The organism is Paucisalibacillus globulus (assembly GCF_900184735.1).
In the GTDB taxonomy this organism is placed as follows: domain Bacteria; phylum Bacillota; class Bacilli; order Bacillales; family Amphibacillaceae; genus Ornithinibacillus; species Ornithinibacillus globulus_B.
The window spans coordinates 227,664-252,037 of record NZ_LT855395.1; the positions used below are offsets into that span (position 1 = coordinate 227,664).

Annotated in this window: 23 protein-coding genes; 5 read left to right on the forward strand and 18 right to left on the reverse strand. The window is 39.0% G+C overall.

Annotated elements, in window-relative coordinates:
- Nucleotides 1-3 precede the first annotated feature (3 nt).
- From BN999_RS15390 to BN999_RS15445, 12 genes are all read right to left on the reverse strand, one after another.
- Nucleotides 4-1,143, reverse strand: a complete 1,140-nt coding sequence (locus BN999_RS15390) for an acyl-CoA dehydrogenase (protein WP_096272768.1) — start codon at nt 1,141-1,143, stop codon at nt 4-6.
- Between the two features lie 12 nt (nt 1,144-1,155).
- On the reverse strand, nt 1,156-2,286 hold the full coding sequence (locus BN999_RS15395; RefSeq protein ID WP_096272770.1) for an acyl-CoA dehydrogenase: 1,131 nt from the start codon (nt 2,284-2,286) through the stop codon (nt 1,156-1,158).
- A 42-nt stretch (nt 2,287-2,328) separates the two neighbouring features.
- A complete protein-coding gene (locus BN999_RS15400; protein ID WP_176482001.1) occupies nt 2,329-3,174 on the reverse strand; it encodes a 3-hydroxybutyryl-CoA dehydrogenase in 846 nt (281 codons plus the stop codon).
- 451 nt (nt 3,175-3,625) lie between these two features.
- The gene (locus BN999_RS15405) at nt 3,626-4,813 is read right to left on the reverse strand and encodes an acetyl-CoA C-acetyltransferase (protein ID WP_096272774.1); all 1,188 of its coding nucleotides are present in this window, start codon (nt 4,811-4,813) and stop codon (nt 3,626-3,628) included.
- 130 nt (nt 4,814-4,943) lie between these two features.
- Nucleotides 4,944-7,052 (reverse strand): (Fe-S)-binding protein, encoded by a 2,109-nt coding sequence (locus BN999_RS15410; RefSeq protein WP_096272776.1) that lies wholly within the window; start codon nt 7,050-7,052, stop codon nt 4,944-4,946.
- A gap of 339 nt (nt 7,053-7,391) precedes the next feature.
- Complete coding sequence (locus tag BN999_RS15415; RefSeq protein ID WP_096272778.1) at nt 7,392-7,949, reverse strand: cysteine hydrolase family protein; 558 nt, start codon at nt 7,947-7,949, stop codon at nt 7,392-7,394.
- Between the two features lie 278 nt (nt 7,950-8,227).
- Nucleotides 8,228-8,464 (reverse strand): hypothetical protein, encoded by a 237-nt coding sequence (locus BN999_RS15420; RefSeq protein ID WP_096272780.1) that lies wholly within the window; start codon nt 8,462-8,464, stop codon nt 8,228-8,230.
- 110 nt (nt 8,465-8,574) lie between these two features.
- Nucleotides 8,575-8,859, reverse strand: a complete 285-nt coding sequence (locus tag BN999_RS15425; RefSeq protein WP_096272781.1) for a hypothetical protein — start codon at nt 8,857-8,859, stop codon at nt 8,575-8,577.
- 166 nt (nt 8,860-9,025) lie between these two features.
- Nucleotides 9,026-9,904: an alpha/beta fold hydrolase gene (locus BN999_RS15430; protein ID WP_096272783.1), complete on the reverse strand. Its 879-nt coding sequence runs from the start codon at nt 9,902-9,904 to the stop codon at nt 9,026-9,028.
- 230 nt (nt 9,905-10,134) lie between these two features.
- The gene (locus tag BN999_RS15435) at nt 10,135-10,728 is read right to left on the reverse strand and encodes a DUF2441 domain-containing protein (protein ID WP_096272785.1); all 594 of its coding nucleotides are present in this window, start codon (nt 10,726-10,728) and stop codon (nt 10,135-10,137) included.
- Nucleotides 10,729-11,039: 311 nt separating this feature from the next.
- Entirely contained in the window at nt 11,040-12,710 is a 1,671-nt protein-coding gene (gene argS, locus BN999_RS15440; protein WP_096272786.1) for an arginine--tRNA ligase, read from the reverse strand.
- A complete protein-coding gene (locus BN999_RS15445) occupies nt 12,710-13,138 on the reverse strand; it encodes a DUF1934 domain-containing protein (RefSeq protein ID WP_096272788.1) in 429 nt (142 codons plus the stop codon). The genes argS and BN999_RS15445 overlap by 1 nt, the downstream gene beginning before the upstream one ends.
- A gap of 152 nt (nt 13,139-13,290) precedes the next feature.
- On the opposite strand from BN999_RS15445, the gene BN999_RS15450 reads away from it, so the two are divergent.
- Nucleotides 13,291-15,333, forward strand: a complete 2,043-nt coding sequence (locus BN999_RS15450) for a transglycosylase domain-containing protein (RefSeq protein ID WP_096272790.1) — start codon at nt 13,291-13,293, stop codon at nt 15,331-15,333.
- Nucleotides 15,334-15,627: 294 nt separating this feature from the next.
- Nucleotides 15,628-16,077 carry a hypothetical protein gene (locus tag BN999_RS20345; RefSeq protein WP_141249080.1) on the forward strand — a complete coding sequence of 150 codons (450 nt, stop codon included), beginning with the start codon at nt 15,628-15,630 and terminating at the stop codon, nt 16,075-16,077.
- Between the two features lie 123 nt (nt 16,078-16,200).
- Here the strand turns inward: BN999_RS20345 and BN999_RS15460 are convergent, their stop codons facing one another.
- The 4 genes from BN999_RS15460 to BN999_RS15475 all read right to left on the reverse strand — a co-directional run bounded on the left by BN999_RS15460 (nt 16,201) and on the right by BN999_RS15475 (nt 19,151).
- Nucleotides 16,201-16,692: a hypothetical protein gene (locus tag BN999_RS15460; RefSeq protein WP_096272794.1), complete on the reverse strand. Its 492-nt coding sequence runs from the start codon at nt 16,690-16,692 to the stop codon at nt 16,201-16,203.
- Between the two features lie 72 nt (nt 16,693-16,764).
- On the reverse strand, nt 16,765-17,265 hold the full coding sequence (locus BN999_RS15465) for a YwhD family protein (RefSeq protein ID WP_096272795.1): 501 nt from the start codon (nt 17,263-17,265) through the stop codon (nt 16,765-16,767).
- A 74-nt stretch (nt 17,266-17,339) separates the two neighbouring features.
- The gene (locus BN999_RS15470) at nt 17,340-17,843 is read right to left on the reverse strand and encodes a YwgA family protein (protein WP_096272797.1); all 504 of its coding nucleotides are present in this window, start codon (nt 17,841-17,843) and stop codon (nt 17,340-17,342) included.
- A gap of 6 nt (nt 17,844-17,849) precedes the next feature.
- A complete protein-coding gene (locus BN999_RS15475; RefSeq protein ID WP_096272799.1) occupies nt 17,850-19,151 on the reverse strand; it encodes an HD domain-containing protein in 1,302 nt (433 codons plus the stop codon).
- Between the two features lie 102 nt (nt 19,152-19,253).
- Between BN999_RS15475 and BN999_RS15480 the strand changes: the two genes are divergently transcribed.
- Nucleotides 19,254-20,111: a lipoate--protein ligase family protein gene (locus tag BN999_RS15480; RefSeq protein WP_096272801.1), complete on the forward strand. Its 858-nt coding sequence runs from the start codon at nt 19,254-19,256 to the stop codon at nt 20,109-20,111.
- Here the strand turns inward: BN999_RS15480 and BN999_RS15485 are convergent.
- Nucleotides 20,108-20,755 carry a Type 1 glutamine amidotransferase-like domain-containing protein gene (locus tag BN999_RS15485; RefSeq protein ID WP_096272803.1) on the reverse strand — a complete coding sequence of 216 codons (648 nt, stop codon included), beginning with the start codon at nt 20,753-20,755 and terminating at the stop codon, nt 20,108-20,110. The two genes, BN999_RS15480 and BN999_RS15485, sit on opposite strands and share 4 nt — an antisense overlap.
- Before the next feature lie 813 nt (nt 20,756-21,568).
- The gene (gene pta / locus BN999_RS15490) at nt 21,569-22,540 is read right to left on the reverse strand and encodes a phosphate acetyltransferase (RefSeq protein WP_096272805.1); all 972 of its coding nucleotides are present in this window, start codon (nt 22,538-22,540) and stop codon (nt 21,569-21,571) included.
- A gap of 278 nt (nt 22,541-22,818) precedes the next feature.
- Between pta and hemQ the strand changes: the two genes are divergently transcribed.
- Both hemQ and BN999_RS15500 read left to right on the forward strand, forming a co-directional pair.
- Nucleotides 22,819-23,568 (forward strand): hydrogen peroxide-dependent heme synthase, encoded by a 750-nt coding sequence (hemQ, locus tag BN999_RS15495; protein ID WP_096272807.1) that lies wholly within the window; start codon nt 22,819-22,821, stop codon nt 23,566-23,568.
- A gap of 372 nt (nt 23,569-23,940) precedes the next feature.
- Nucleotides 23,941-24,363 carry a cell wall hydrolase gene (locus BN999_RS15500; protein ID WP_096272808.1) on the forward strand — a complete coding sequence of 141 codons (423 nt, stop codon included), beginning with the start codon at nt 23,941-23,943 and terminating at the stop codon, nt 24,361-24,363.
- The last annotated feature ends 11 nt before the right edge of the window (nt 24,364-24,374 follow it).

Genomic DNA, 24,374 nt, shown 5'->3' on the forward strand with positions numbered 1-24,374 from the left:
TTTCTATTTCGTTACCATTCTACCGATAACCAAACGTTGTACTTCTTGTGTTCCTTCATAGATTTGTGTAATTTTTGCATCACGCATATAACGCTCTACCGGGTAATCCTTTGTATATCCATATCCACCGAAAATCTGAACCGCTTCAACAGTAGATTTCATAGCAACATCACCAGCGAATAGCTTCGACATAGCAGATGCCTTCCCATATGGAAGTCCTTCTGATTCTAGCCATGCAGCTTGATAGGTTAATAGACGTGCTGCTTCAATTTCTGTTGCCATATCGGCTAATTTAAATGATATCCCTTGGTTATGTGCTATCGGCTTTCCGAACTGCTCACGCTCCCGTGCATAGTTGGTTGCCGCATCTAGTGCACCTTGTGCAATACCAACTGCTTGTGCTGCAATCCCATTTCGACCACCATCTAGTGTCGTCATGGCAACTTTGAATCCTTCTCCTTCAGCACCTAAAAGATTTTCCTTTGGCACACGGCAATTTTCAAAAATAAGTTCTGTCGTTGGAGAGGAACGAATTCCTAACTTCTTCTCTTTCTTACCGAATGTGAATCCCTCTGTTCCTTTTTCTACGATAAATGCACTTATTCCTTTATGACGTGCATCCACATCTGTTTTGGCGAATACCACATAAATATCGGCAACACCACCATTGGTAATCCAAACTTTACTACCATTTAGGACATAGTGATCACCATCTAATTTAGCTGTTGTTTTCATCGAAGCAACATCACTTCCAGCACCTGGTTCTGATAATGCATACGCCCCTAATGCTTCCCCTGTTGCTAGACGTGTTAAGAAGTTCTTCTTCTGTTCTTCATTTCCATATTTATAAATTGGCCAGCTAGCTAAGGAAAGGTGCGCAGATAGCGTTACCCCTGTCGAAGCACACACACGAGATAATTCTTCTACTGCGATCACATAACTTACATAATCCGCACCAATTCCACCATATTCTTCTGGCCAAGGAATCCCGGTTAAACCTAATTCTGCCATCTTGTCGAAAATCTCACGGTCAAAGCGTTCTTCCTCATCACGCTCTGCAGCTGTTGGTTCTACTTCTTTTCTGGCAAAATCCTGTACCATTTTACGTAGCATTTCTTGTTCTTCTGTTAATTGAAAGTTCATGTTCCAGGCCTCCTAGTTTCTAATTAAGTTATTGGAAATAACAATATGTTGTATTTCATTTGTTCCTTCATAAATTTGCGTGATTTTCGCGTCCCGGAATAACCGTTCCACAGGATACTCCTCTGTGTAACCATATCCACCAAAAATCTGTACTGCTTCTATCGCCACTTTCATGGCTGTGTTGGAAGCATACATTTTTGCCATGGATGCTTCTTTAACACATGGAAGGTCTTGCTCAATAAGAGATGCTGCTTGGTAGACTAATAGCTTAGCCGCTTCGACCTGTGTAGCCATATCTGCAAGTTTGAAAGATATACCTTGGTTGTGGGCGATTGGCTTTCCAAACTGTTCCCGTTCACGCGCATATTTTGTCGCATGCTCTAGTGCTGCCTCTGCTATCCCAAGTGCTTGTGCCGCTATCCCTACTCTTCCTTTATTCAAGTTTGCCATGGCAATTTTAAAACCATCTCCAACATTGCCAAGAAGTTGTTCTTTCGGCACTCGGCAGTTTTCAAAGGTTAACTGGACAGTATTTGATCCATGTAAGCCCATTTTCTTTTCTTGCTTCCCGATGATAAATCCTTCTGTATCTTTTTCCACGATAAAAGCAGAAATCTCGTCTGGTGAAGTTCTAGCGAATGTAATATAGACATCCGCTGCCCCGCCGTTTGTGATAAACACTTTCGAGCCATTCAAGATATAGTAATCCCCATCAAGCTTAGCGGTTGTCTTTAGATTTTTCGCATCAGATCCTGCTTGTGGCTCGGTTAATGCAAATGCACCAAGGTATTCACCTGTTGCAAGCTTTGGCACATATTTCTCTTTTTGTTCCTCAGTACCGAAAAATAAAATCGGGTTTGTACCGACAGATGTATGAACGGATAAAATAACCCCTAGTGTTGCACTTACTTTTGCTAGTTCATGTATCGCGATAATATAGGATGTGTAGTCCATTCCTGCCCCTTGGTACTTTTCAGGAATTGGAATCCCCATGATTCCAAGCTCACCCATTTTCTTAATCAGCTCTACCGGAAATCGTTCTTCTTGTTCCATTCTTTCTATTTCTGGAAGTACTTCTTTCTGGGCAAAGTCTTGAACCATCTTACGCATCATCTGTTGTTCATCGGTAAAATGAAAATGCATGGTTCTCGCCCCCTTTCTAAAGATGTAAAAAGCTATGTAAACCTAATTGTACTGATAAAATCCACGTCCTGATTTCTTCCCTAACCATCCAGCCTTCACATATTTCCTTAATAATGGACAAGGGCGGTACTTACTATCACCAAATCCTTCATGTAACACTTCCATGATATATAGACAAGTATCCAGACCAATAAAATCGGCTAATTGTAAAGGTCCCATTGGATGATTCATCCCTAGCTTCATTACCGTATCAATATCCTCCACTGAGGCTACACCTTCATATAATGTGTAAATCGCTTCATTAATCATAGGCATGAGAATACGATTAGATACAAAGCCTGGAAAATCATTCACTTCAACAGGTGTCTTGCTTAGTTTATGTGTCATATCTTCAATCGCTTGATACGTTTCATCGCTAGTTTGTAGACCGCGAATAATCTCAACAAGCTTCATCACCGGCACCGGATTCATAAAATGCATCCCAATAACTTGTTCCGGTCTGTTGGTAGCGCTTGCAATTTCTGTAATAGGAAGTGATGATGTATTCGATGCAAGAATCGCATGTGCTGGTGCAATATCATCTAGTTGTTTAAAAACACTTGTTTTCACATCCATGTTTTCAATAACCGCTTCGATAACAAGATCACAGTTTTTCGCATCTTCTAAACTTGTGGATGGAGTTAATCTAGTTAATGTATCTGTTTTCTCTGTATCCGAGATACGACCTTTATCGACCGCACGAGTTAAAAGTTTCTCAATATTGTTCATGCCCTTTTCTAACGCTGCTTCATTCATATCATTTAAATAAACATCGAATCCAGATTGTGCACAGACCTGGGCAATTCCAGCTCCCATTTGTCCAGCACCAATTACCATTACTGTTTTCATGTGATGCACCTCCTGTTTTTTTGTGGAATGAGGCAGTGGGCTTGTGACCTTGTGGCCGGAGCTTATGACTGGTTGCCTCGAGCTTGTGACCTTCTGGCCGGAGCTTGCGACCTCTTGCCACGAACTTGTGACCTTCTGCGCGAAGCTTGTGACCTCTTGGCCGGAACTTGTGACCTTCTGCGCGAAGCTTGTGACCGCTCGGCCGGAGCTTGTGACCAACTGCCACGCGCTTGTGACCAACTGCCACGTGCTTGTGACCTTTTGGCCGGAACTTGTGACCTTCTGCGCGAAGCTTGTGACCATCCCCTCTGAACATGTGCCCTGCAACCTGGACCTTATGACCGTTAGCCCGAACCATGGGACCTCTCTACCGAATCATCTGCCCGTCTCAACGCAACATATGCCCAACACCCAAACTATTCCTCATCCCAAACCAAATCCTATTAATCTACTACTCCGCTGGTACCTCAATCAAAATAGCATCGCCTTGACCGCCTCCGCTACAAATTGCAGCGATTCCTAGTCCGCCACCACGACGTTTTAATTCGTGGATTAGTGTTAAGATGATACGGGATCCACTTGCTCCGATTGGATGACCTAGTGCTACTGCTCCACCGTTAACATTTACTTTTTCAGGATCTAGACCAGCTATAACGCCACTTGCAAGGGATACTGCGGCAAACGCTTCGTTAATTTCATATAAATCAATATCATCTTTGGTATAGCCTGTTTTTTCTAGTAACGCATTAATGACGATTCCTGGTGTTTGTGGGAAATTCTTTGCTTCTACGGCTACTTCCGCATGACCTAGAACCGTTGCTAATGGCTTTTTGCCAAGACTTTCAGCTTTTTCTTCTGACATTAACACGAATGCTGCTGCACCATCATTAATGCCAGGTGCATTTCCTGCTGTGATGGTTCCATCTTTATCGAATGCAGGTCTTAACTTTCCTAATACTTCTAAACTAGTATCTTTTCTTGGTGCTTCATCTTTATCTACTAAAACTGGTTCACCTTTACGTTGCGGTATTTCAACTGAGATAATTTCATCGTCAAACTTTCCATCTTCCATTGCTTTTATCGCACGCATATGACTGCGGTATGCCCATTCATCTTGTGCTTCACGAGTTAGATTAAATTCTTCGGCAGTTGAGTTGCCGTATGTTCCCATATGAACACCTGTGAAGGAGCATGTTAAACCGTCATGAATCATCATATCCACTACACGTTTATCCCCCATGCGGTTACCCCAGCGTGCATCTGGTAAAATATATGGTGCATTGCTCATGCTTTCCATTCCACCAGCCACAACAACCTCTTCTTCACCGAGTCGAATTAACATATCTGCTAATGTGACACTACGAAGGCCAGAAGCACAAACCTTGTTGATCGTTTCTGTTTTTACATCCCAAGGGAGACCTGCCTCACGTGATGCTTGACGGGATGGAAGCTGTCCTTGACCACCTTGCAGAACATTCCCCATAATTACTTCGCCTACTTCAGTGCCATCGACGCCAGCTCTTTCTAATGCCGCCTTGATTGCTTTTCCACCTAATTGAGATGCAGTCAGTGATTTTAAGGCACCACCAAATTTTCCAAATGGCGTTCTTGCGCCAGATACAATAACTGATTTTTTCATTATTATTTCCTCCCACTTTTATATTTTCTATGTTGTCATTCCTTATGTCACAACGATTGAACGCTCGCTCAGTCCTTATTCTGAAAATAAGAGGGGTAATCCAACTTGCTTACCCCTCTTTTCCCTGAACTTATGCGGTCTTTACTTCTTCTTCGACTAAAACGGATAATGCTAGAATTTCTGCAACATCCATTGTACTGATATCTTCTTCTACTTCTTTCGCCTTTGTTCCATCACTTAACATGGTTAAGCAGAATGGACACGCACTAGAAATCATAGTTGGTTCAACAGCTAATGCTTGTTCAGTTCTGGCTACGTTAATACGGCTTCCTGTTGTTTCTTCTGTCCACATTAAACCACCACCAGCACCACAGCACATCGCATTTTCACGGCTACGATCCATTTCTACCAGTTCTAGACCTGGTATTGCGGAAAGAATCTCACGTGGTGGATCATATACGCCATTATATCTTCCTAAATAACAGGAGTCATGATAGGTTAATCGTTCATTAATGGCTTTGGTTGGTTTTAATTTACCTTCCATAACTAAATCATAAAGCATTTGTGTATGATGGTAAACCTCCGCCTCATACCCGAAGTCCGGATATTCATTCTTAAAAATATTGTATGCATGTGGGTCAATTGTTACGATTTTTTTCACTTCATTTTTCTCAAATTCTTTAATGTTCTTCTCAGCAATTTCTTGGAACAAGAATTCATTTCCGATACGTCTTGCTGTATCACCGGAGTTCATTTCTTTGTTCCCTAATATTGCAAAGCTTACACCAGCTTGATTCATAAGTTTTGCGAATGCAATGGCAATCTTTTGACTGCGTGCATCAAATGAACCCATAGAACTAACCCAGAATAAGTATTCGAAGTCTTTTCCTTCTTTTTTTAATTCTTTAACAGTAGGAATGTATGCTGTTTCATCGGTTTCACGCCATTTAATACGGTCTTTCTTCGATAAGCCCCAAGGGTTACCTTGACGTTCAATATTCATAACCGCACGTTGAACATCCGCATCCATCTTTCCTTCTGTCATCACTAAGTAACGCCTTAAATCAATAATCTTATCTACATGCTCGTTCATTACTGGACATGCATCTTCACAGTTACGGCAAGTTGTACAAGCACTGATTTCTTCTTCTGTTATAACATCACCAATTAGGCTGATTGTTTCCATTGTAGCTGCCGCTTCATCTTTAGCAGTTTTGGCTAATTGATTTCCCTGTGTTCCAGCAAATGCATAGGATGGAACCCAAGGTGATTTCCCTGTAACTGCAGCGCCTTTTTCAGTCAAGTGATCACGAATTTTAACCATTAAGTCCATTGGGGATAGCATTTTCCCTGTTCCTGCTGCCGGACAAACATCTGTACAACGTCCACATTCTACACAAGCATAGAAGTCAATCATCTGTACTTGTTCAAAGTCCTCTACTTTTCCAACTCCAAAGGATACTTCTTCTTCACTTTCTTCATCAATATCAAAGTCTAGTTTATTCAGTTTACCCGGCACACGCTTACTTAGGAATACGTTGATTGGTGCTGCGATTAGGTGTGCGTGCTTGGATTGTGGTACGTAAACTAGGAATGTAAATAATGTCAGGTTATGGATCCACCAACTAGCAAAGAATATAACCATGGCAGCAGTTGGGGATACGAAACCACCAAATATAGTGGCTATTAAACTAGCAACTGGTTCTGTCCATGTTGCAGAATGCCCATGCCAAATCTGCGACATACCATTTCCAACTAATACAGATACCATTAACGTTCCGATGAATATTAATACTAAACCAGCTTTAAGCCCGCGCTTTAAGCGCACTAGTTTCTCAATATAACGGCGATAAAATGCCCAAATAACCGCTACTAAAATGGTTAATGTTACGATTTCCTGGAAGAACGTAAATCCTGGGTATAAAAATCCAAACGGTAAATGATTCCCAGGTGAAATACCTTTTACAATAAAATCAATGGCACCGAATTGAACGAGAATAAATCCGTAAAACATCATCACGTGAATGATACCGGACTTTTTATCCTTTAATAATTTCGACTGTCCAAAGACAATCTTAATAATTCGGTTTACTCGTTCTTTAATTTCCCCATCAAACTCCGATTTTTTTCCGAGTCTAATGTAGGCTACCCTTGTTGCTATTACTCTACCAAACAAGTAAAGAGCATAGAGTGTAACGGCGATAAATAATAGCGTGTTGATTAATAAGAATACTTCCATTAGCTGCCCCTCCTACTGAAGTTCTTTCTCCTAATGTATTAATTTTCTTGCAAAGAATACCATCTAAGGTTAAAATGATAGCGATTCCAATTATTTGAAAATAAAAAACAATGCTTCATTTACTACTATAAATTATGAATGACTATTCAGTCAACCTGTTTTTTATGGATATGCTTTATTATTTGGATATATGAATGTTCTTCTCTTACTAATTTTTATGATTGGTGTCCAAAGGGAACCTTCTTCCTCACCCTCACAAAAATTCCATTAATTTAATTGTAAAAAAATAACCCAATTCCTTAGTAGGAAATTGGGTTATTTCTATATTATATTCTCATTTTATCTAAATGTATCGTGAGTTGGATGGAATAAGTCTTCTACTGCATTTCTAACAATAGAAAAGTGTTCCACATTGTAATGACCATGAAGTGTTTCATTATGGTGCTTAATAATTTGTTCTGCACTTAAAGTATCGCTGTCTGTTGTTGAATGACCATCACCAACTAATGTAACATCAAACCCGCTTATAGTAGCCGTTCTCACTGCACTGTCTATACAGTGTTGAGTTTTACACCCCATAATAACAACATGCTCAATATTTTGATCTTTTAAGTGATTTAGTAGTCCTGTTCCATAAAAAGAATTTGTTGCAGATTTATCAAAGACCTCTTTATCCGAAGGCACATTAATTTTATCGTGAATCTGAAATCCTTTACCTTTCCCTTCTGCAACATCTAAATCCCTTATAAAGACAACTGGAACATTGTCTTGTTTTGCTTTTTCAATTACTAAATTGATATTCGTAATAAGTTGCTCTTTATTAAGAACAGCACTTTCTTCATGATTTCCATCCATTAACTCCTGTTGAGCATCAATAATTAACAATGTTTGATTCAAACAATTTTCCCCTTTCAATTTTCGGGAAACGCTATATATTACATTTATTTAGACGTATCCCCCGTAGTCTTATTCATGCCAATAACTTCATTGTTTGCCATAATATCTACCTCCTTAGTTAAATGCGTAAAAGTAGGTGTCTAAATATTTAGACAGTTAAAATTTTAACATAGATTCTTTCAAAATAATACTCTTAAAATGGAGAGTTTTTTATCTATTACACAAAAAATACGGACCATCAATTTGATGATCCGTATATCACACTTGCACCCATTAGCTTAATATGAGGGTGAATAAATTCTATCTGTATCTGTGTCAATAACAAATTCAACTTCAACATCAACGTCAAAAGGTAATGGTTCAAAGTTGTGTAACTTACAAAATACATTAGGAAGGTCTTTTATATCATAGGTTAACTTTTTCGCTTGTAAATATTTTTGCTCTAGCTGTTGTTTGGAACATTTTTTACCTGTAAGTAGAACTTGATGATAATAACTGTCAATTTCAATAATCATAATATCACGACTGGTCGCTAATCAGTCTTATAGCTTAGATTTTTATCTAAAGGCCCGTTAGCTAAAAAATCACACAATAATTGCTGTTATAAAGATGTGACAATAAGTCATTATTTCGTTCCTTTTCGATCTAAAAGAATAGGTGCTATATTTAGTAAGATAGAAACAATAGTCAGAAACCACAATGCTCTTTCCATACTAGGTACAACATCCATTAAAGCCGCCCAATCTTCCACCTCTACCCATGTCGATACAAGACTGTACTCTGCACACAGAGTTAATGCTGTGAATGATAATCCTATCGCCATAGCAAGCTTATAATCCTTTCCTGCTTTATACAAATAAAGATTTATAAAGGTTGCTACTATTGCTATAACCCCTAATATTACCCACATAAGTATACCTCCATAAATTCGTGTTACAATACCAATGTGCATCATCTATCTTTTTCATTGCTTTTTTTAGACATTATTACGTCAAATCTTATTTTATAGTAAGTACCCTTACTTTTGTGATTTTTCATTTAAACAAACATACCCCGTTAGTTGACAAATAACCATTTTACAATTGTGATATCATTCTTTCTATTGTTCTAATGATGACATCTGGTCTATCTTTATGTATTTCATGGTCACTACCATCTGCAATTATCAGTTCACCCTTATTAGTTAAATGTGATAGTTCAATCTGTAAATCTCTCCATACCTCTTCGTGTAGAAATGCTTCTTCCTTTGGGATACCATGCTCGATAAAAGGTTTAGCTGATAACTCTTTGTCTCTTGCTATCACCATCAATGGTATAGTAGGGAATTCGCCTAATTCAACTATTAATTGGCTACTTCTTTCCCAATTCATAAATTCGTTTGCAATGGTACGAAATAAGGTAGGGCTGGTAATAAAGTTCTTAAAACTTTCAGTGTCTTGCTTGAGTAAATTACTTTCATATTCTTCAATCATATTTGTAAACATTTGATATAGTTCTTCTTTTGACTTTTTTGATGAATCTATGTTGCTTTCAATCATTTTCTCTAAAGAAATCATAGAATACATGACCGGGAGATTTAGGTTATATAAGCGTTTGAAGTTTTGTGATGTCGCATCTACTAAAATGATTCCTTTAAGCTTTTCAGGAAACATTTTTGCATATTGTTGAGCACATAGACCACCGAAAGAATGTCCTATTAAAATAAACGGTTCTTCAATATGTAGTTTCTTAATCAGTTCATTTAGTTCCATTGCAATATTGGAAACGGTTCTTTGTTTCTTTGACGCTCTACTATTACCGTATCCAGCTCTATGATATATAACAATTTTATAATTATCTTTTATCTGCTCTAAAAATGAAAACCAATTATAAAAAGAATTACCTATTCCTATTTCTATAACAATGGTAGGTCCTTTTTCACCAATGACTAGATGTTCAAGTTCTAATTCATCCATATAAATACTCCTTTATAATTGCCATATCATTTAATAAATGAGGGACTTCAACTAACTAAATATATTTCTACTTACAATAGCCCGGCATGTATAAAATCTTCTAACACAATATTAACATAATATTCCAAACGCATTATAGAGTTGTTAACCATAATAAAAAGGTGACCTTCTTAGGTCACCTTCTTTTAGAATTGCACTAGTTGAACGATACTTCTCTTTTAAAAAACTTTTTATGCAGGAAAATCATCCATAATTTCTACGACTTCAATCTTTCCATTTATCAATAGTTCAGGAAGTTCGTTACTAATATTGCCGTTCCAATATTCTCTTGCTTGTTCTATTTTTTTAGAGAATGAAGTTCCGTCTTCTTTTGGTAAAAGATCCCCATCCCCTTCAAAATAATTCCCAACAACTTTTAATTTAACAATCTGCAATACCTTACGATTGAAAGAATCAAATATTTGTTTCCATTTCAATACATCCTCATAAGTTTTAGCAGCGTATAAGCAGGATAATCTGGAAGGGTATTGAGAATACTCTTTTAATCGAACCATTTCTACTATCACTTCTCTAATAGCTCTAGTTGTTTGCCCAATATATCTAATAGCTGTATCCGCATTTTCTTTATCTAAATATAAACCTTCATTGGTGTATTGACACTGTAAAATTTGAATAAAATCTTCACCTTTAGAATTTATTTGTTCCTTTTCAAAGAAGAATCGATATAAGGAATTATATTGATTCTCATCAAAGTTGATTACCTGCCCAAGACTCATTTTATTCCTAGTAACAATGTGATAAGCAAAGAATTGGTTTTCTCCCATAGTTAATCTCCTAAAATTTATATATTTTTCAGTGCTTTATTCAACTAAACTGCCCATAGTTTCAGTACTTTTCTTCAAAAACTCTTATCTGATATTAACATATTTTGTTAATATATTTTAAATTGCATTTCAATTTCTTCAATAGATTACCCCTGTTAATTACCGCTAATAATCTCATACAACCACTTATACAATATAAAAAATAGTGCTAAACCTTATGTGATTTAGCACTATTTTTGTAATGTACTATTCAATTTTCTTCAAATAAACTGAACTACTAAGAAAAAGCAGGTTTTAAATCTACTAACTTCCTACATCTTCTCTGGTGCATTTACACCAATCAACTTCAACGCATTCGCAATCGTCGTTCTTACTGCCTTCATCAATGCTATTCTCGCATTGGTTAATTCAAGATGATCGGTATCCAATACTTTCTCTGCATTGTAGAAACTGTGTAGTAAGGAAGCTAGATCAAATACATATTGCGTGATTTTCTGTGGTGCATGTTTATCAGCCGCATCTACGATTACTTGTGGGTATTCTCCCATTTTCTTAAGTAGATCTAGCTCTTTTTCAGAAGTTAGTAATGACGAATCAAACGTTTGTTTGAACTCTATACCCTTTGCTTCTGCTTGTTTTAGCATGGTACAAATTCTTGCATGTGCATATTGTACATAGTATACCGGGTTGTCATTAGACTGAGAACGCGCCAGTTCCACATCAAAGTCAAGCTGAGAATCATTCGAACGAGCTACGAAGAAATAGCGCACAGCATCAATTCCTACCTCATCCATTAGCTCTCTAAGTGATACGGCATTACCAGTACGTTTGCTCATACGAAGCTTTTCGCCACCATCAAATAGGTTTACCATTTGAATGATTTTTACATCCAGTTTATCTGCTTCATACCCAAGTGCTTGGATTGCCGCTTTCATTCTTGGGATGTACCCATGGTGGTCAGCTCCCCACACATTGATCAGTTTATCAAATCCGCGGTTTAATTTGTTTTGATGGTAAGCAATATCCGGTGTTAAATACGTAAATGCCCCATCATTCTTTACTAGCACACGATCTTTATCGTCACCGAAATCTGTTGAACGGAACCATGTCGCACCGTCTTTTTCATAAATATAGCCGCCTGCTTCTAACTTGGTTAGTACATCTTTGATTTCATCATTCTTATAAAGACTTCTTTCAGAGAACCAATTGTCAAAATGAACACCAAAGTCATTGAGGTCTTTCTTGATCTTCCCTAATGTATACTCTAGTCCGTATTCTTTAAAGAATGCTAGACGCTCTTCTTCTGATTTGTTAGCGTATGTTTCCCCATGTTCAGCTGCTAGTTCTTTTCCAATTTCAATAATATCTTGACCACGGTAGCCATCTTCCGGCATTTCCGCTTCTTGCCCTAAGGCTTGTAGATATCGTGCATTCACGGATAATGCAAGATTATCAATTTGGTTTCCAGCATCATTGATATAGTATTCACGCTCTACTTCATATCCTGCAGCATCTAACACACTACATAAAACATCCCCAAATGCTGCCCCACGAGCATGCCCAAGATGTAGGTTTCCAGTTGGGTTTACGGACACGAACTCAACTTGCACTTTATTGCCTTTACCATATTCCGTTCTACCGTAATTTTCCCCCGCTTCTAATATTGTCGGGATTAAATCAGTCAAAAAGTCATTTTTCATGAAGAAGTTTATGAATCCAGGACCTGCAATATCCACTTTTTCCACAGAAGCTTTGGATGCATCTAAATGTTCTACGATAGCTTCTGCAATTTGTCTCGGTGCTTTCTTTGCGATTCGTGCTAATTGCATCGCGATATTGGTCGCAAAGTCCCCATGTGACTTATCCTTTGGCTTTTCTAGTATAATATTTGGAATTTCAGCTTCTGTCGCAAGTTCCGCTTTCAGAACCGCTGCATGGATTTCTTCTTTTAAATTGGTTTCTGTTTGTGCTAAGACGTTCATTATGCGTCCTCCTTATTAATGGTAAGTGTTAGCTTATGTTTACGTTCCTGTTGTCCGTTCAATTTTACCGTGTAATCAATTATTAGTTGCCCCTCTTGTTGAATGTCCATCGCTTGATAGTATAGAGAGTTTGTATAAGTTTCCATATGTATGTTGCCATGTGGATGTGTGTAGACATTTTCCGTTACTTTCTCCATACGGAATTGTTGATTCATGGAGATGATTCCTGACCTTTTGATATTAACCTTTTCCGGATGTATTGTGATGAAACTTTTAATCAGATGATTATCCTCTGTCTTCTCTTCAAAGGTAATCACATCCATCTTGTCTTTTCGATAAAACTTTCCAATTTGTTTACTTGAATTGGTTTCTTGTTGGCCATTGTCTTCAATAACCGTTTGTAAATGAATTCTAACTTGTTGTTCCAAAATTGCACGCCCCTACCTTGCTCGTATTTATCTATTATAGCGACAACTGAAGCCCGTTTTCAATATATATAATTAGAAGTTTATTTCCCTGAATATTCACCCATAATGATAATAATTGACAGATTACGACAAAACCAGATGGAGTCTTGCATATGGAGAAAAAATCCCTACGAAAAAAGATTAACCGTATTCTATTAAAAACAGTGTTTGGATTTACTCTAACAGCGGTATCTGCTGTTCTATTGATATACCTTGTAGCCCTTATACTTGGACCACCTAATTTAATGAATGAACAAAATACGATTTATTATAGCATAGACAATGAGGTGATTGGAGAAGAACAAGGTGTAGAAAATCGATATTGGGTGGATCTTGAGAAAATGTCTCCTTATGTTATTGATGCAACATTAATGATAGAGGATCAACGATTTTTCCAGCATAATGGCTTTGATATCAAGAGAATTCTTGGTGCTATTCTGAAGGATATTAAAACAATGTCCTTAAAAGAAGGAGCCAGTACCCTTACCCAACAGTATGCCCGAAATCTATACCTTTCCCACGAAAAGACTTGGACAAGAAAATTAAAAGAAGCATTTTATGCGATACGACTCGAAATGTATTATTCAAAGGAAGAGATTTTGGAGGGTTATTTGAATACGGTCTACTACGGTCATGGAGCATACGGGATTGAAGCTGCAAGTATACATTTTTTCAATAAATCAGCTAGCGAACTGACTATTGCAGAAGCTGCCATGCTTGCCGGAATTCCGAAAGGGCCAACTTATTATTCTCCTTTAAATGATTTGGAACGCGCAACCAATCGGCAAAAGCAAATTCTTTCCGTAATGAATGAAGAACATGTCATATCAGAAGAAGATTTTTATTTGGCAAGTCGAGAAAACCTGGTATATGCCGATCCAAAGGAAAGAAAGAAACTTACGATTGGCCCCTACTTCCAAGATACTGTGTTGACGGAAGCCGCTAATCGGTTAGATATTGATCAGGAATCTGTACGGTCAGGTGGGTATCAGATTTATACTACATTAGATATCGATATGCAGGAAAAGTTGGAAAAGAGTGTAGCTAATACAATGGCTGACACAAGTGAGATGGAAGTTGGTGCTGTTGCGGTAGACCCAAAGAATGGCGCTATTCGTGCATTAGTTGGTGGGCGCGACTACCGCCTGAGTCCCTTTAATCGAGCAATCCAAGCAAAACGAATGCCAGGTTCCACATTCAAGCCATTTCTATACTATGCAGCATTAGAAAATGGCTACACTGCAACTACCATGCTAACGAGCAAACCGACTACCTTTGAAATTGAGGATGGCCAAGTCTATCAACCAAGTAATTTCAACGGGTATTATGCAAATGAGCCTATTACCTTAGCCCAAGCCCTGGCCGTATCGGATAATATTTATGCGGTAAAAACTAATATGTATTTAGGTGTAGAAACCTTGATTGATGCGGCTAAAGAGTTCGGGATATCAAGCGACCTACCATCCGTACCATCCCTAGCCCTCGGAACAGCAACAGTAACCGTGGAAGAAATGGTCTCCGGGTATGGGATGCTTGCGAATGGGGGGAAAAAGATTGATGGCCATACAATCGAGAAAATTGTGGACCGCGAAGGTAAAACAGTCTATGAACGTGATGATAGTAAAAAAGAACAAACACTCGATCCACAACATGCTTTTATCTTAACCCAGCTTATGACAGGAACATTTGACGAGTCATTGAACGGCTATATGTCAGTTACTGGAATTTCATTGGTCGATCAATTATCCCGCACATACGCTGGAAAAACCGGCTCAACCGATTCCGACACTTGGATGATTGGATATAGCCCATCACTCGTAGCTGGAGTTTGGACAGGGTATGACGATAACCGAACAATTACGAAAATGCCAGAAAGATCCTATTCCAAGGATATATGGGCAGACTTCATGGAAAGTGCTCATCAAGATATACCTGAAGAAAACTTTAAAGCACCAGGTGGATTAGTTGCCGTTCCAATCGACCCAGCTACCGGCTTACGCGCAACACCACACTGTCCAGTAAGTACCGTAATGTTCTTTGAAAAAGGCACAGAGCCTGATTACCACTGTTCCGAACACTTTTACGGGGAATTAGAGCATGACACTGAGGAGGAAAAAGGCTTGTTTCAGCGGTGGTTTGAGGTGTTTTTTGAGTGATGTGAGTTGGTGCTGGGTGTTTGGTTGGGCGTGGCGGGCGCATGGTCGGGAGCTTCGGGGCGCATGATTGGGGCTGGAGGGCTCATGTTTGGGTGTTTCGGGTGCATGGTTCGGATTATTGGGCACATGCTTGGGCTTGATGGGCTCATGTTCGGGGCTGGTGGGCACATGATTGAGCGTAGCGGGCACAAGGTCCGGCACTTTAGTCACATGGTCATGAGTTTGGGGCGCATGGTCAGGTGAATTGGGTACAAGTTTGATTTATTCGGGCGCATCTTCCTGATTAATGGGCACATGCTCGGTTTATTCGGGCGCATCTTCCTGATTAACGGGCTCATGCTCGGTTTATTCGGGCGCATCTTCCTGATTAACGGGCTCATGCTCGGTTTATTCGGGCGCATCTTCCTGACTAACGGGCTCATGATCGGTTTATTCGGGCGCATCCTCCTGACTAACAGGCACATGCTCGATCTTTTAGGGCGCATCTTCCTGATTAACGGGAACATGCTCGGTTTATTCGGGCGCATCCTCCTGACTAACGGGCACATGCTCGATCTTTTAGGGCGCATCCTCCTGACTAACAGGCACATGCTCGATTTTTTAGGGCGCATCCTCCTAACTATCGGACACATAACCGGCTTGCCCCAGCCACAGCCCACGTCCCACACAAATCTAACCCAACAAAAGAAGCCGACGTACTGCAAGTGTCCAGCTTGCAAGTCGTCGGCTTCTTTTTTGTCCTAGTAATACATGAGTAAGCCCATGTACTAATTAGTTTACAAATTTCTGACGTAAAGTACAACATTTTAGTTAAAGTTTCATTATTCAGACACAAATTAGTCACTTTTAGCTTTTTTCCCTTGTTTTTTACTTATTCATAATTACTATGTCCTCAATAGTTGGTTCTGTGTAGTTATAGGATACCCAGTAACTTTTAGCTAGCGTTACGCCTTCCACCGGGCTATCTATATAGGAAACGTACCGTGCTGGTACACCCTTTACTTCTACTTGTTCTATAGAGGAATCTTCAGTTTGAACTACTGTTATGTATGGTGTTTCCCCATTTCCAACGACCATGGTTCCCGCGAAAAGTGATTCTGATAAAATTAGATTCAATCCCTCCTTATTCTGCTTTAAAACAGAAACGCTTAAAGTACCTATTCCAGTTTCTCGGTAAAATACAAATACATAATCATCTTTTAGGTCGTAATCAATTATGACATCATACCCGTTGTTCAAATTCTTATCTAATTCTTTTTTAATTTGCTCTTCAAATGTGACCTCATGCTCTTTTGACTCTGTGCAAGCTGACAATGAGAGCACTAGCCCCATTAACATAATAAATTTAATGATTTTCACTGTTTCCCCCCTCATCCATCCTAATACAAAAAAAGACTAGCAACTTTTTTCTAGCTGCTAGTCCATTAAGTATTATGCTAAGCTATTTTTTAATTCATCCGTAGAGTTCTCCCAGAAATCTGGTTTAAACTCTTTTAAGAAGTCTCGTAGTAAATGTCTGGAATGTTCATCCATGTGATCGACAATGACATGACCCTTTAGAGATTTTTCCATATGTTTCACATGTTCACCCATTGATTTATAGGCGATTTTATTTGGGCGGTCCACTCGGATTTCACATCCCGTGACACCTGCATAAAATGGTCCGTTTTCATTTCGTTCTACATTCACCCACACGATCCAATACAGTAAGCCGTTTGGAACCTTGGATTTATCTCCTTGCCATTTTACTCGGCGTTCTACTTCACTGCGGGCATGCATGGCACCCATGTCTACATAGGCTTTATTTTCATTTGGATCTACAATGACGGATGACATATTTTCTAAGCTGATTGCTCCTACACCGTACCCGCCATGTCCGTCATTGGAGTCATCTTTTATTATCGTAAATTGATTCTTTTTTGGTTCGCTCATTGGTCAACCTCCTATACAAACTCATTATCCCTTATTGTAGCATAGCCAGGTAACCAATTTCACCTTTCAAAAACTTAGTGTAATTTTAGACCTAATTCACCGATTAGCTTCCAGGCTTCCGACATTTCTTCGTCGCTGTATTTCTGCTTCGGCTTTACTGCATGTACTTTGGACTCTACTTCGTCTTTAGATAAGTCTTTGAAATAAAGCATGGTAGACACAAGTTCAAGAAAGCGAGAACTCTTGCCCTGAAGTAATTCAATACTTTCTGTGCAATTTGGCATATTCACAGAAAACTGATTTAAGAATTGGGTGCCATCATTTGTTAGCGAATAATGATATTGAAAATAATTGCTCTTTACTTCTTTCTCTTCGTTGATGAATCCTAAGTTACATAACTCTTCAATGCGTAAAGTTAGTTCTTCTGAGTATGGACCGTAAAAATGGAACTGAAATCTTTCCTCAAATGGAATGCCAAATGATTGTAAAATATATACCATCTTCTGCAGTTTTTTTCTTCCGGTAACCTGCTTTGCTTCAGAAAAAAACTGCATGAGCTTTGCGTGATTTTCAAGCATGTATGATTACATCTCCTTGTGATATAGAATTGCTGTAATTTCTTGTACGATTTTTTCATCTTCAATTGCATATAAAAAGTCTTTAGGGAAATATAATTTATGATCGGTTCGTTTTTTACCCGAAATAGATTCGACAATATCCGAATGCCTCGACAGTTCTTTCAATGCACCATTCGGCATTAGTAAGTGAATTGGAAGTCTCTCTTCTTCTTCACCTGGACGGTAAAAGTCATATGGTAAATCGGAAGAAGAATCTACTACTAAATAATAATCTGGGTCTATTCCCGCTTCCTTAAATAATTGAATTAGCCGCATCAGATCATTGATTTGTTTATTCGGATTAAACTCGACATATTTAAACAAACGTCGATTCATGAATCGTTCACAAAGGTCACGTAGAACCTTATCATCTTCCTCTTGCCATAGTTGGAAGTAGTAATGAACAATCGATTCATCTAGTTTTAAGTACTCGTCCAAGGAAACATTTCCTAGGAAAAAGGATAGAAAATGTGTCGGTTGTAATTTGAAATTATAGTTAGATTCATACAAGTGTTTGGCACGATGAAGTATCTTCGTTAAAATAACCTCCGCACTTCTTGTCACTGGGTGGAAATATACTTGCCAGTACATTTGATAACGGCTCATAATATAATCCTCTACCGCATGCATTCCAGACGATTTAATCACGACTTGATCCTCAATCGGACGCATGACACGTAATATCCGTTCCATATCAAAGTGTCCATAGCTTACCCCTGTAAAATAAGCATCGCGTTGCAAATAATCCATGCGGTCTGCGTCAATCTGACTGGAGATCAAGCTGACCACTAGTTTATTAGAATGCGTTTTTGCGATTACATCTGCCACTTCTTGAGCAAATCCAGGGCTTACCTTCTCTAAGATTTTATGAACAACTGTATCACCCAGAATGATAGCTTGTGTATAGTACTCATGGTCCAGCTTGAATACTTTTTCAAAGGAATGAGAGAATGGTCCATGTCCGAGGTCGTGAAGTAATGCTGCACACATGCAGAGAAGTCGGTCATCATTATTCCAATGAGGTCTATCTTGGAAGTTATTAATAATTCGACGGACGATTTCATAAACCCCTAAGGAGTGATTAAATCTACTATGTTCAGCCCCATGGAACGTGATATTGGTCGTTCCTAGTTGTTTGATTCTACGAAGGCGTTGGAATTCCGGTGTCGCAATCAGGTCCCATATCACACGGTCACGTACATGCACATACCTATGTACTGGATCCTTGAATACCTTTTCCTCAATTAGTTGCTCATCTTTATAGGCCACACTATTTCAACTCGTTTCTATCAGGCGTTTTTGTTATTATAATTATATAATAGATACTCAAGGGAAAAAAGACATATTTCGGAACTTACGAAGGAGACCATCATGAAAAATTGGCAAGACATCATACACCATACGACATTTAGATACATAGATCATACAGATGAAAAATATTTTCATCATGTGTCGAATACTGCTCTAGCATCTTTTGCAATTGATGATGCACTGGCTACTTCCGTTAGTCTGGAACAGTCGCCACCCACTGTACGATTATGGGTACATCCAAAGACCATTGTGCTTGGTATTCCGGATGCTCGTCTGCCTTATATTGAGGAAGGCGTCAAACTTTTAGCAAGTCATGGATACCATGTGGTGGTACGGAATTCCGGCGGTCTTGCTGTTGCGTTGGATGAAGGGGTACTGAATCTTTCCCTCGTCTTACCGGGTGTGAAGCATTTATCGATTCATGAATGTTATGAGGCTATGGTTAGCTTAATCCAATACATGTTTCAAGATGTGACACAGGAGATAAAAGCCTATGAAATTGTCGAATCATACTGTCCAGGAGATTATGATTTAAGTATTGATGGAAAGAAATTTGCAGGGATTTCGCAACGACGTGTAAGGGATGGTGCAGCCATTCAGATTTATCTAGATATCGAAGGAAACAGCCATGACCGGGCTTCTCTTATTCGTCAATTCTATGATATAAGTAAAAAAGGGGAAGAAACAAAATTCGACTACCCTACTGTCAATCCCGATGTAATGGGTTCCCTGTCGAATCTGACCGGAAAACCGTTAACTGTAGATGACATAAAGCAACGTGTTTTGTCTACCCTGCAAGAATTAAGTGAAGTTGTCGAAATACCTTTTTCAAGTGATGAGCTGGAAGTGTTTGAGAAAAGGTATGAGCAGATGATAAAAAGAAATGAAAAGATAGCGGAATGGCAAGAGGAAGCTTAATCAATCTGTATTAAGCTTCTTTTATTGATGGAATAAACGCCCCCACCCTCGATTTCCTGCAGACTATCATTTTTAAAGTAAAGACCTGTGTTCTCATCGATGCCATAATTGTAGGTAGTGGGGATATCACTAGTAATCTTTCTTAAATGAGCTTCCTCATTCCATTGAGTGAAGTGAACGGCAAGCATTGTGTCTCTGAGTAATCCTAATCCAGCTCGTTTGTAATATTCCCTACGCCCACTATCCCGAGCTGAAATAACACAGACCTCTGGACTAATTAAGGCACCAGCTGAGAATCCAGCAATTGGCTTTCCCATTAGATATGCTCCCCGTACTGCTTCAGAAATAGGAGTGTCTACAATATTTTCTGCATATCTAATGGAATCCCCACCACATATAATAATCCCTTTGCTCTGGTTTATTTGTTCAATAGCTTGTTCCACGGGTGTAGATGGAAGAGGGATGTAGGAAAAGTTGTGATGATGATTTTCTTCTAAAAGATCCGTATATCTAGGAATGATCGGTTCTCCGCCATCTAAGAAAAGAATAGCAATGGTACCTCCTTTGCTTAACTCTACAAATTTTTTGGCAAACTTATTGGTAAAGGGTGATCCCCCACCAAAAAGAAATATATACTTATCCATCACAAGTCCCCCCTTTTATGATTCTCTAAAGTAATTTTTCTTTGCTTGTATCCGCAGAGTTTGTCACTATTTTTAATAGAGACTGTGCGGTAAGTAAGTATTATGGATAGCGCAACTGACCTGCTACGGAAATACACTCCGCTTTTACTGCCAGCACAGGGGCGACATCTGCTCGAAAAGACCCTCGCAGTGTCTACCTTGCCGCGGGCGGCTGGTGAGCCTCCTCAGAGCTAAAGCTCCCCGCGGGTCTCACCGATGCCTATCCTCCCGCAGGAGTCTCCGTGTATTTCCTTCGCTGAGATAGAGTTAACAAAAATGAAAGTACCACGTAAATCCAAGACATGATTCATATACTTACAATAATTAGAAAACTAAACTAGCGCAAGTAGAATACGGAGACTCCTCGAAAATAAAGAGCAATTTTCTTCGTGCGATGATTATGCTGCCGAAGCCTTCCTTGGGACTGCGATTACTCGCCCCACCGAAAACCATTGTCCTGCGGGAATAGCACGTGTCCGAAGACCCCGCAGAGGTGAACTTTCCTCGAGGAGGCTGAGGCCGTGCCCGCGGAAAGCGGAGTATTCTGCCGGAGCGGTAGCTCCAAGCTTCACTAAAGTTGTATGATTATCGCACAATCTTTATCTACTATTTGTTAGATTAAACTAACTGAAAAAACAACAATCTTTTAGAAAATAGCTATTCCTTTAAATGTAGCTTAAAATACGTTCATGTCAATACATTCAAGCTCTAACAAGATTAAAACTGAAACAAAAAAAGCTCGCAACAGATTCCTATCGCGAGCTTTCAACATTATTAAAGCGCCTGTGCAGCTGTAATTAACGCCAAATTATAAACATCTTCTGCACTACATCCACGGGATAGATCATTTACCGGTTTATTCAACCCTTGTAAAATTGGTCCTACCGCTTCAAATCCACCAAGTCGTTGTGCAATCTTATAGCCAATATTCCCTGCTTCTAAACTTGGGAAGACAAATACATTCGCATCCCCTTTGATTACAGCATCTGGAGCTTTCTTTTCCGCCACACTTGGGACAAATGCAGCATCAAATTGGAATTCTCCATCAATCACTAAAGAAGGATCCTTTTCTTTCGCTAATTGCAATGCTTCGACAACTTTTTCTGTTTCCGGGGATTTCGCTGAACCTTTTGTTGAAAAGCTTAACATGGCAACTTTCGGGTCCACACCGAATAGTTTTGCCGTCACGGCGGATTCAACAGCGATTTCAGCTAGAGCCTCACTATCCGGAGCAATATTAATTGCACAATCCGCAAAAACATACTTCTCATCCTCGCGTACCATGATGAAAACACCGGATGTTCTCTTGACGCCCTCTTTCGTTTTAATAATTTGCAGTGCTGGGCGCACAGTATCAGCAGTAGAATGTGCTGCACCACTCACCAGACCATCCGCTTCATTCATATAAATTAGCATGGTGCCAAAGTAATTCTCATCTAGTAGCATTTTTCGAGCATCTTCTTCTGTTGCTTTCCCTTTTCGACGTTCGACAAATTGCTGTACCATCTCATCAAATTTCTCATAGCTATTAGGGTCCAGTACCGTAATTCCTTCCAGATCGACAGATAATTCATCCGCCTTCTTCTGAACTTGATCTGGGCTACCAATCAAGATTGGCTGAATAATTCCTTCTTTTCCTAATCTGCTAGCTGCTGTAATAATCCGCTCATCTAACCCCTCTGGGAATACAATCGATTTATTTTTACCACTAACTTGGGATTTAACTTCTTCAAATAAATTACTCATCTTCCAACCTCCATATATCGTATGTTCTTAATATGTATCAACTATATAAAAAGTTGCATATTACTTTTGGTCCAGAGTTCATGATAGTACAATTATTTGTCTATGTGAAACGATTGGCACCTTGATTAGTTATGACAATATCGTGACAACCATAGCAAAACCCCGTTACATTAGGGTTTCACCCAGTTTAACAAGAAGTCTCTATTCATGATTATGACTTTTAATTGTGATATAGTAAACTTATGGAAAACACTTTAACTTATTAAGGAGAGATACATATGGTAGAAGCTGTCGAAACAATGGATGGTTGGTATAGCCTACATGATTTCCGTACAATAGATTGGAGTTACTGGAAGAACGCCACTAAAGAAGAACAACAAGAGGCCATTGCAAGCTTTCAAGCACTTGTAGATAAGTGGGACGCTGTTGAAGAAGCAAAGAACGGATCTCATGCGATGTACAAAATTGTAGGACAAAAAGCAGACTTAATGTTCATGTTCTTACGTCCAACCATGGAAGAATTAAATGACTTAGAAACGGAAATAAATAAATCAAAGTTTGCAGAATACTTAACTCCTGCACACTCTTATGTTTCTGTTGTGGAACTTTCTAAATATCGCCCTAGTAAGGATGGTATTGACCCTGAAACATTACCAGAGACACAAGCTCGTTTAAAACCAATCCTACCAAAATGGGAACATGCTTGTTTCTATCCAATGGATCGTCGTCGTGTCGGTGATGAAAACTGGTACACATTAGAAAAAGATGTACGTGGTAAAATGCTTTATGAACATAGTAAAACCGGTCGTAAGTACGCTGGTAAGGTAAAACAAATTATCACAGGTTCCATCGGTCTTGATGACTGGGAATGGGGCGTAACACTATTTGCTCATGAGCCATTACAATTTAAGAAAATTGTCTATGAAATGCGCTTTGATGAAGTAAGCTCACGCTATGGTGAGTTTGGTGAATTCTTCGTAGGTAATCTACTGAAGAAAGAAGGTATTTTTGATTTAATGGAAGTTTAACTCAGAATTTGGAGGCTTTCTGTTTCGACAGGAAGTCTTTTTTTATTGGGAATTTATCCTTTTCTTGTAGAATATTATCGTTCTTGTCTATTGCTGAAGAAATTTGGAAAAACGACAAAGCCTAAATTCAATCAGTGTTCAGATCAGAGTAGATATGTTCTAATAAACTAGTTCAATCCCATTACTATTAGTAACACTTTACCTTTTCAAAGATTATGTTAACCTCCTGGAAAAGCTTTTGAATAAGGCTATACAATGCCCTCCCTCATCTAATCCAGATAACTTTTTCCTAATTATTTTCTCTAGTCATATCACTTTCCGCCCACTCATACATATAATCATAGTAGACCTTGGATGAAATGAGGTGTACACATGGCAGTAATCAAACACAACACAAGTGACATTGACTTATTAGCACGTTTAATGAGAGCCGAAGCAGAAGGTGATGGAGTACAAGGAATGCTTTTGGTTGGCAATGTAGGTGTTAATCGTGTTCGTGGAGACTGCCTAGATTTTAAGGACATTCGAAATATTAACGATATGGTTTTTCAAAGTCCAGGTGGTTTCGAGGCAACAGTGAAAGGATATTTTTATCAACGGGCTAGAGAATCAGAAAGGCGGTTAGCTCGTCGAACCATTAATGGTGAAAGATTTCATCCCGCAACCAATTCATTATGGTTTTTTAGACCGGAGGGTAGCTGTCCAGCTCAGTGGTATAACCAATGGAACAGTGGAAGATTCAAATCCCATTGTTTCTATGCCCCTACTCAGGCAGATTGTCCAACGGTATTTTAGATTAAATATAT

Excerpts from the sequence above, each read along its gene's own strand:
- BN999_RS15390 (WP_096272768.1), bottom strand. The coding sequence starts at position 1,143 with ATGAACTTTCAATTAACAGAAGAACAAGAAATGCTACGTAAAATGGTA.
- BN999_RS15395 (WP_096272770.1), bottom strand. The coding sequence starts at position 2,286 with ATGCATTTTCATTTTACCGATGAACAACAGATGATGCGTAAGATGGTT.
- BN999_RS15400 (WP_176482001.1), bottom strand. The coding sequence starts at position 3,174 with ATGAAAACAGTAATGGTAATTGGTGCTGGACAAATGGGAGCTGGAATT.
- BN999_RS15405 (WP_096272774.1), bottom strand. The coding sequence starts at position 4,813 with ATGAAAAAATCAGTTATTGTATCTGGCGCAAGAACGCCATTTGGAAAA.
- BN999_RS15410 (WP_096272776.1), bottom strand. The coding sequence starts at position 7,052 with ATGGAAGTATTCTTATTAATCAACACGCTATTATTTATCGCCGTTACA.
- BN999_RS15420 (WP_096272780.1), bottom strand. The coding sequence starts at position 8,464 with ATGATTATTGAAATTGACAGTTATTATCATCAAGTTCTACTTACAGGT.
- BN999_RS15425 (WP_096272781.1), bottom strand. The coding sequence starts at position 8,859 with ATGTGGGTAATATTAGGGGTTATAGCAATAGTAGCAACCTTTATAAAT.
- BN999_RS15430 (WP_096272783.1), bottom strand. The coding sequence starts at position 9,904 with ATGGATGAATTAGAACTTGAACATCTAGTCATTGGTGAAAAAGGACCT.
- BN999_RS15435 (WP_096272785.1), bottom strand. The coding sequence starts at position 10,728 with ATGGGAGAAAACCAATTCTTTGCTTATCACATTGTTACTAGGAATAAA.
- argS (WP_096272786.1), bottom strand. The coding sequence starts at position 12,710 with ATGAACGTCTTAGCACAAACAGAAACCAATTTAAAAGAAGAAATCCAT.
- BN999_RS15450 (WP_096272790.1), top strand. The coding sequence starts at position 13,291 with ATGGAGAAAAAATCCCTACGAAAAAAGATTAACCGTATTCTATTAAAA.
- BN999_RS20345 (WP_141249080.1), top strand. The coding sequence starts at position 15,628 with ATGCTCGGTTTATTCGGGCGCATCTTCCTGATTAACGGGCTCATGCTC.
- BN999_RS15465 (WP_096272795.1), bottom strand. The coding sequence starts at position 17,265 with ATGAGCGAACCAAAAAAGAATCAATTTACGATAATAAAAGATGACTCC.
- BN999_RS15470 (WP_096272797.1), bottom strand. The coding sequence starts at position 17,843 with ATGCTTGAAAATCACGCAAAGCTCATGCAGTTTTTTTCTGAAGCAAAG.
- BN999_RS15480 (WP_096272801.1), top strand. The coding sequence starts at position 19,254 with ATGAAAAATTGGCAAGACATCATACACCATACGACATTTAGATACATA.
- BN999_RS15485 (WP_096272803.1), bottom strand. The coding sequence starts at position 20,755 with ATGGATAAGTATATATTTCTTTTTGGTGGGGGATCACCCTTTACCAAT.
- pta (WP_096272805.1), bottom strand. The coding sequence starts at position 22,540 with ATGAGTAATTTATTTGAAGAAGTTAAATCCCAAGTTAGTGGTAAAAAT.
- hemQ (WP_096272807.1), top strand. The coding sequence starts at position 22,819 with ATGGTAGAAGCTGTCGAAACAATGGATGGTTGGTATAGCCTACATGAT.
- BN999_RS15500 (WP_096272808.1), top strand. The coding sequence starts at position 23,941 with ATGGCAGTAATCAAACACAACACAAGTGACATTGACTTATTAGCACGT.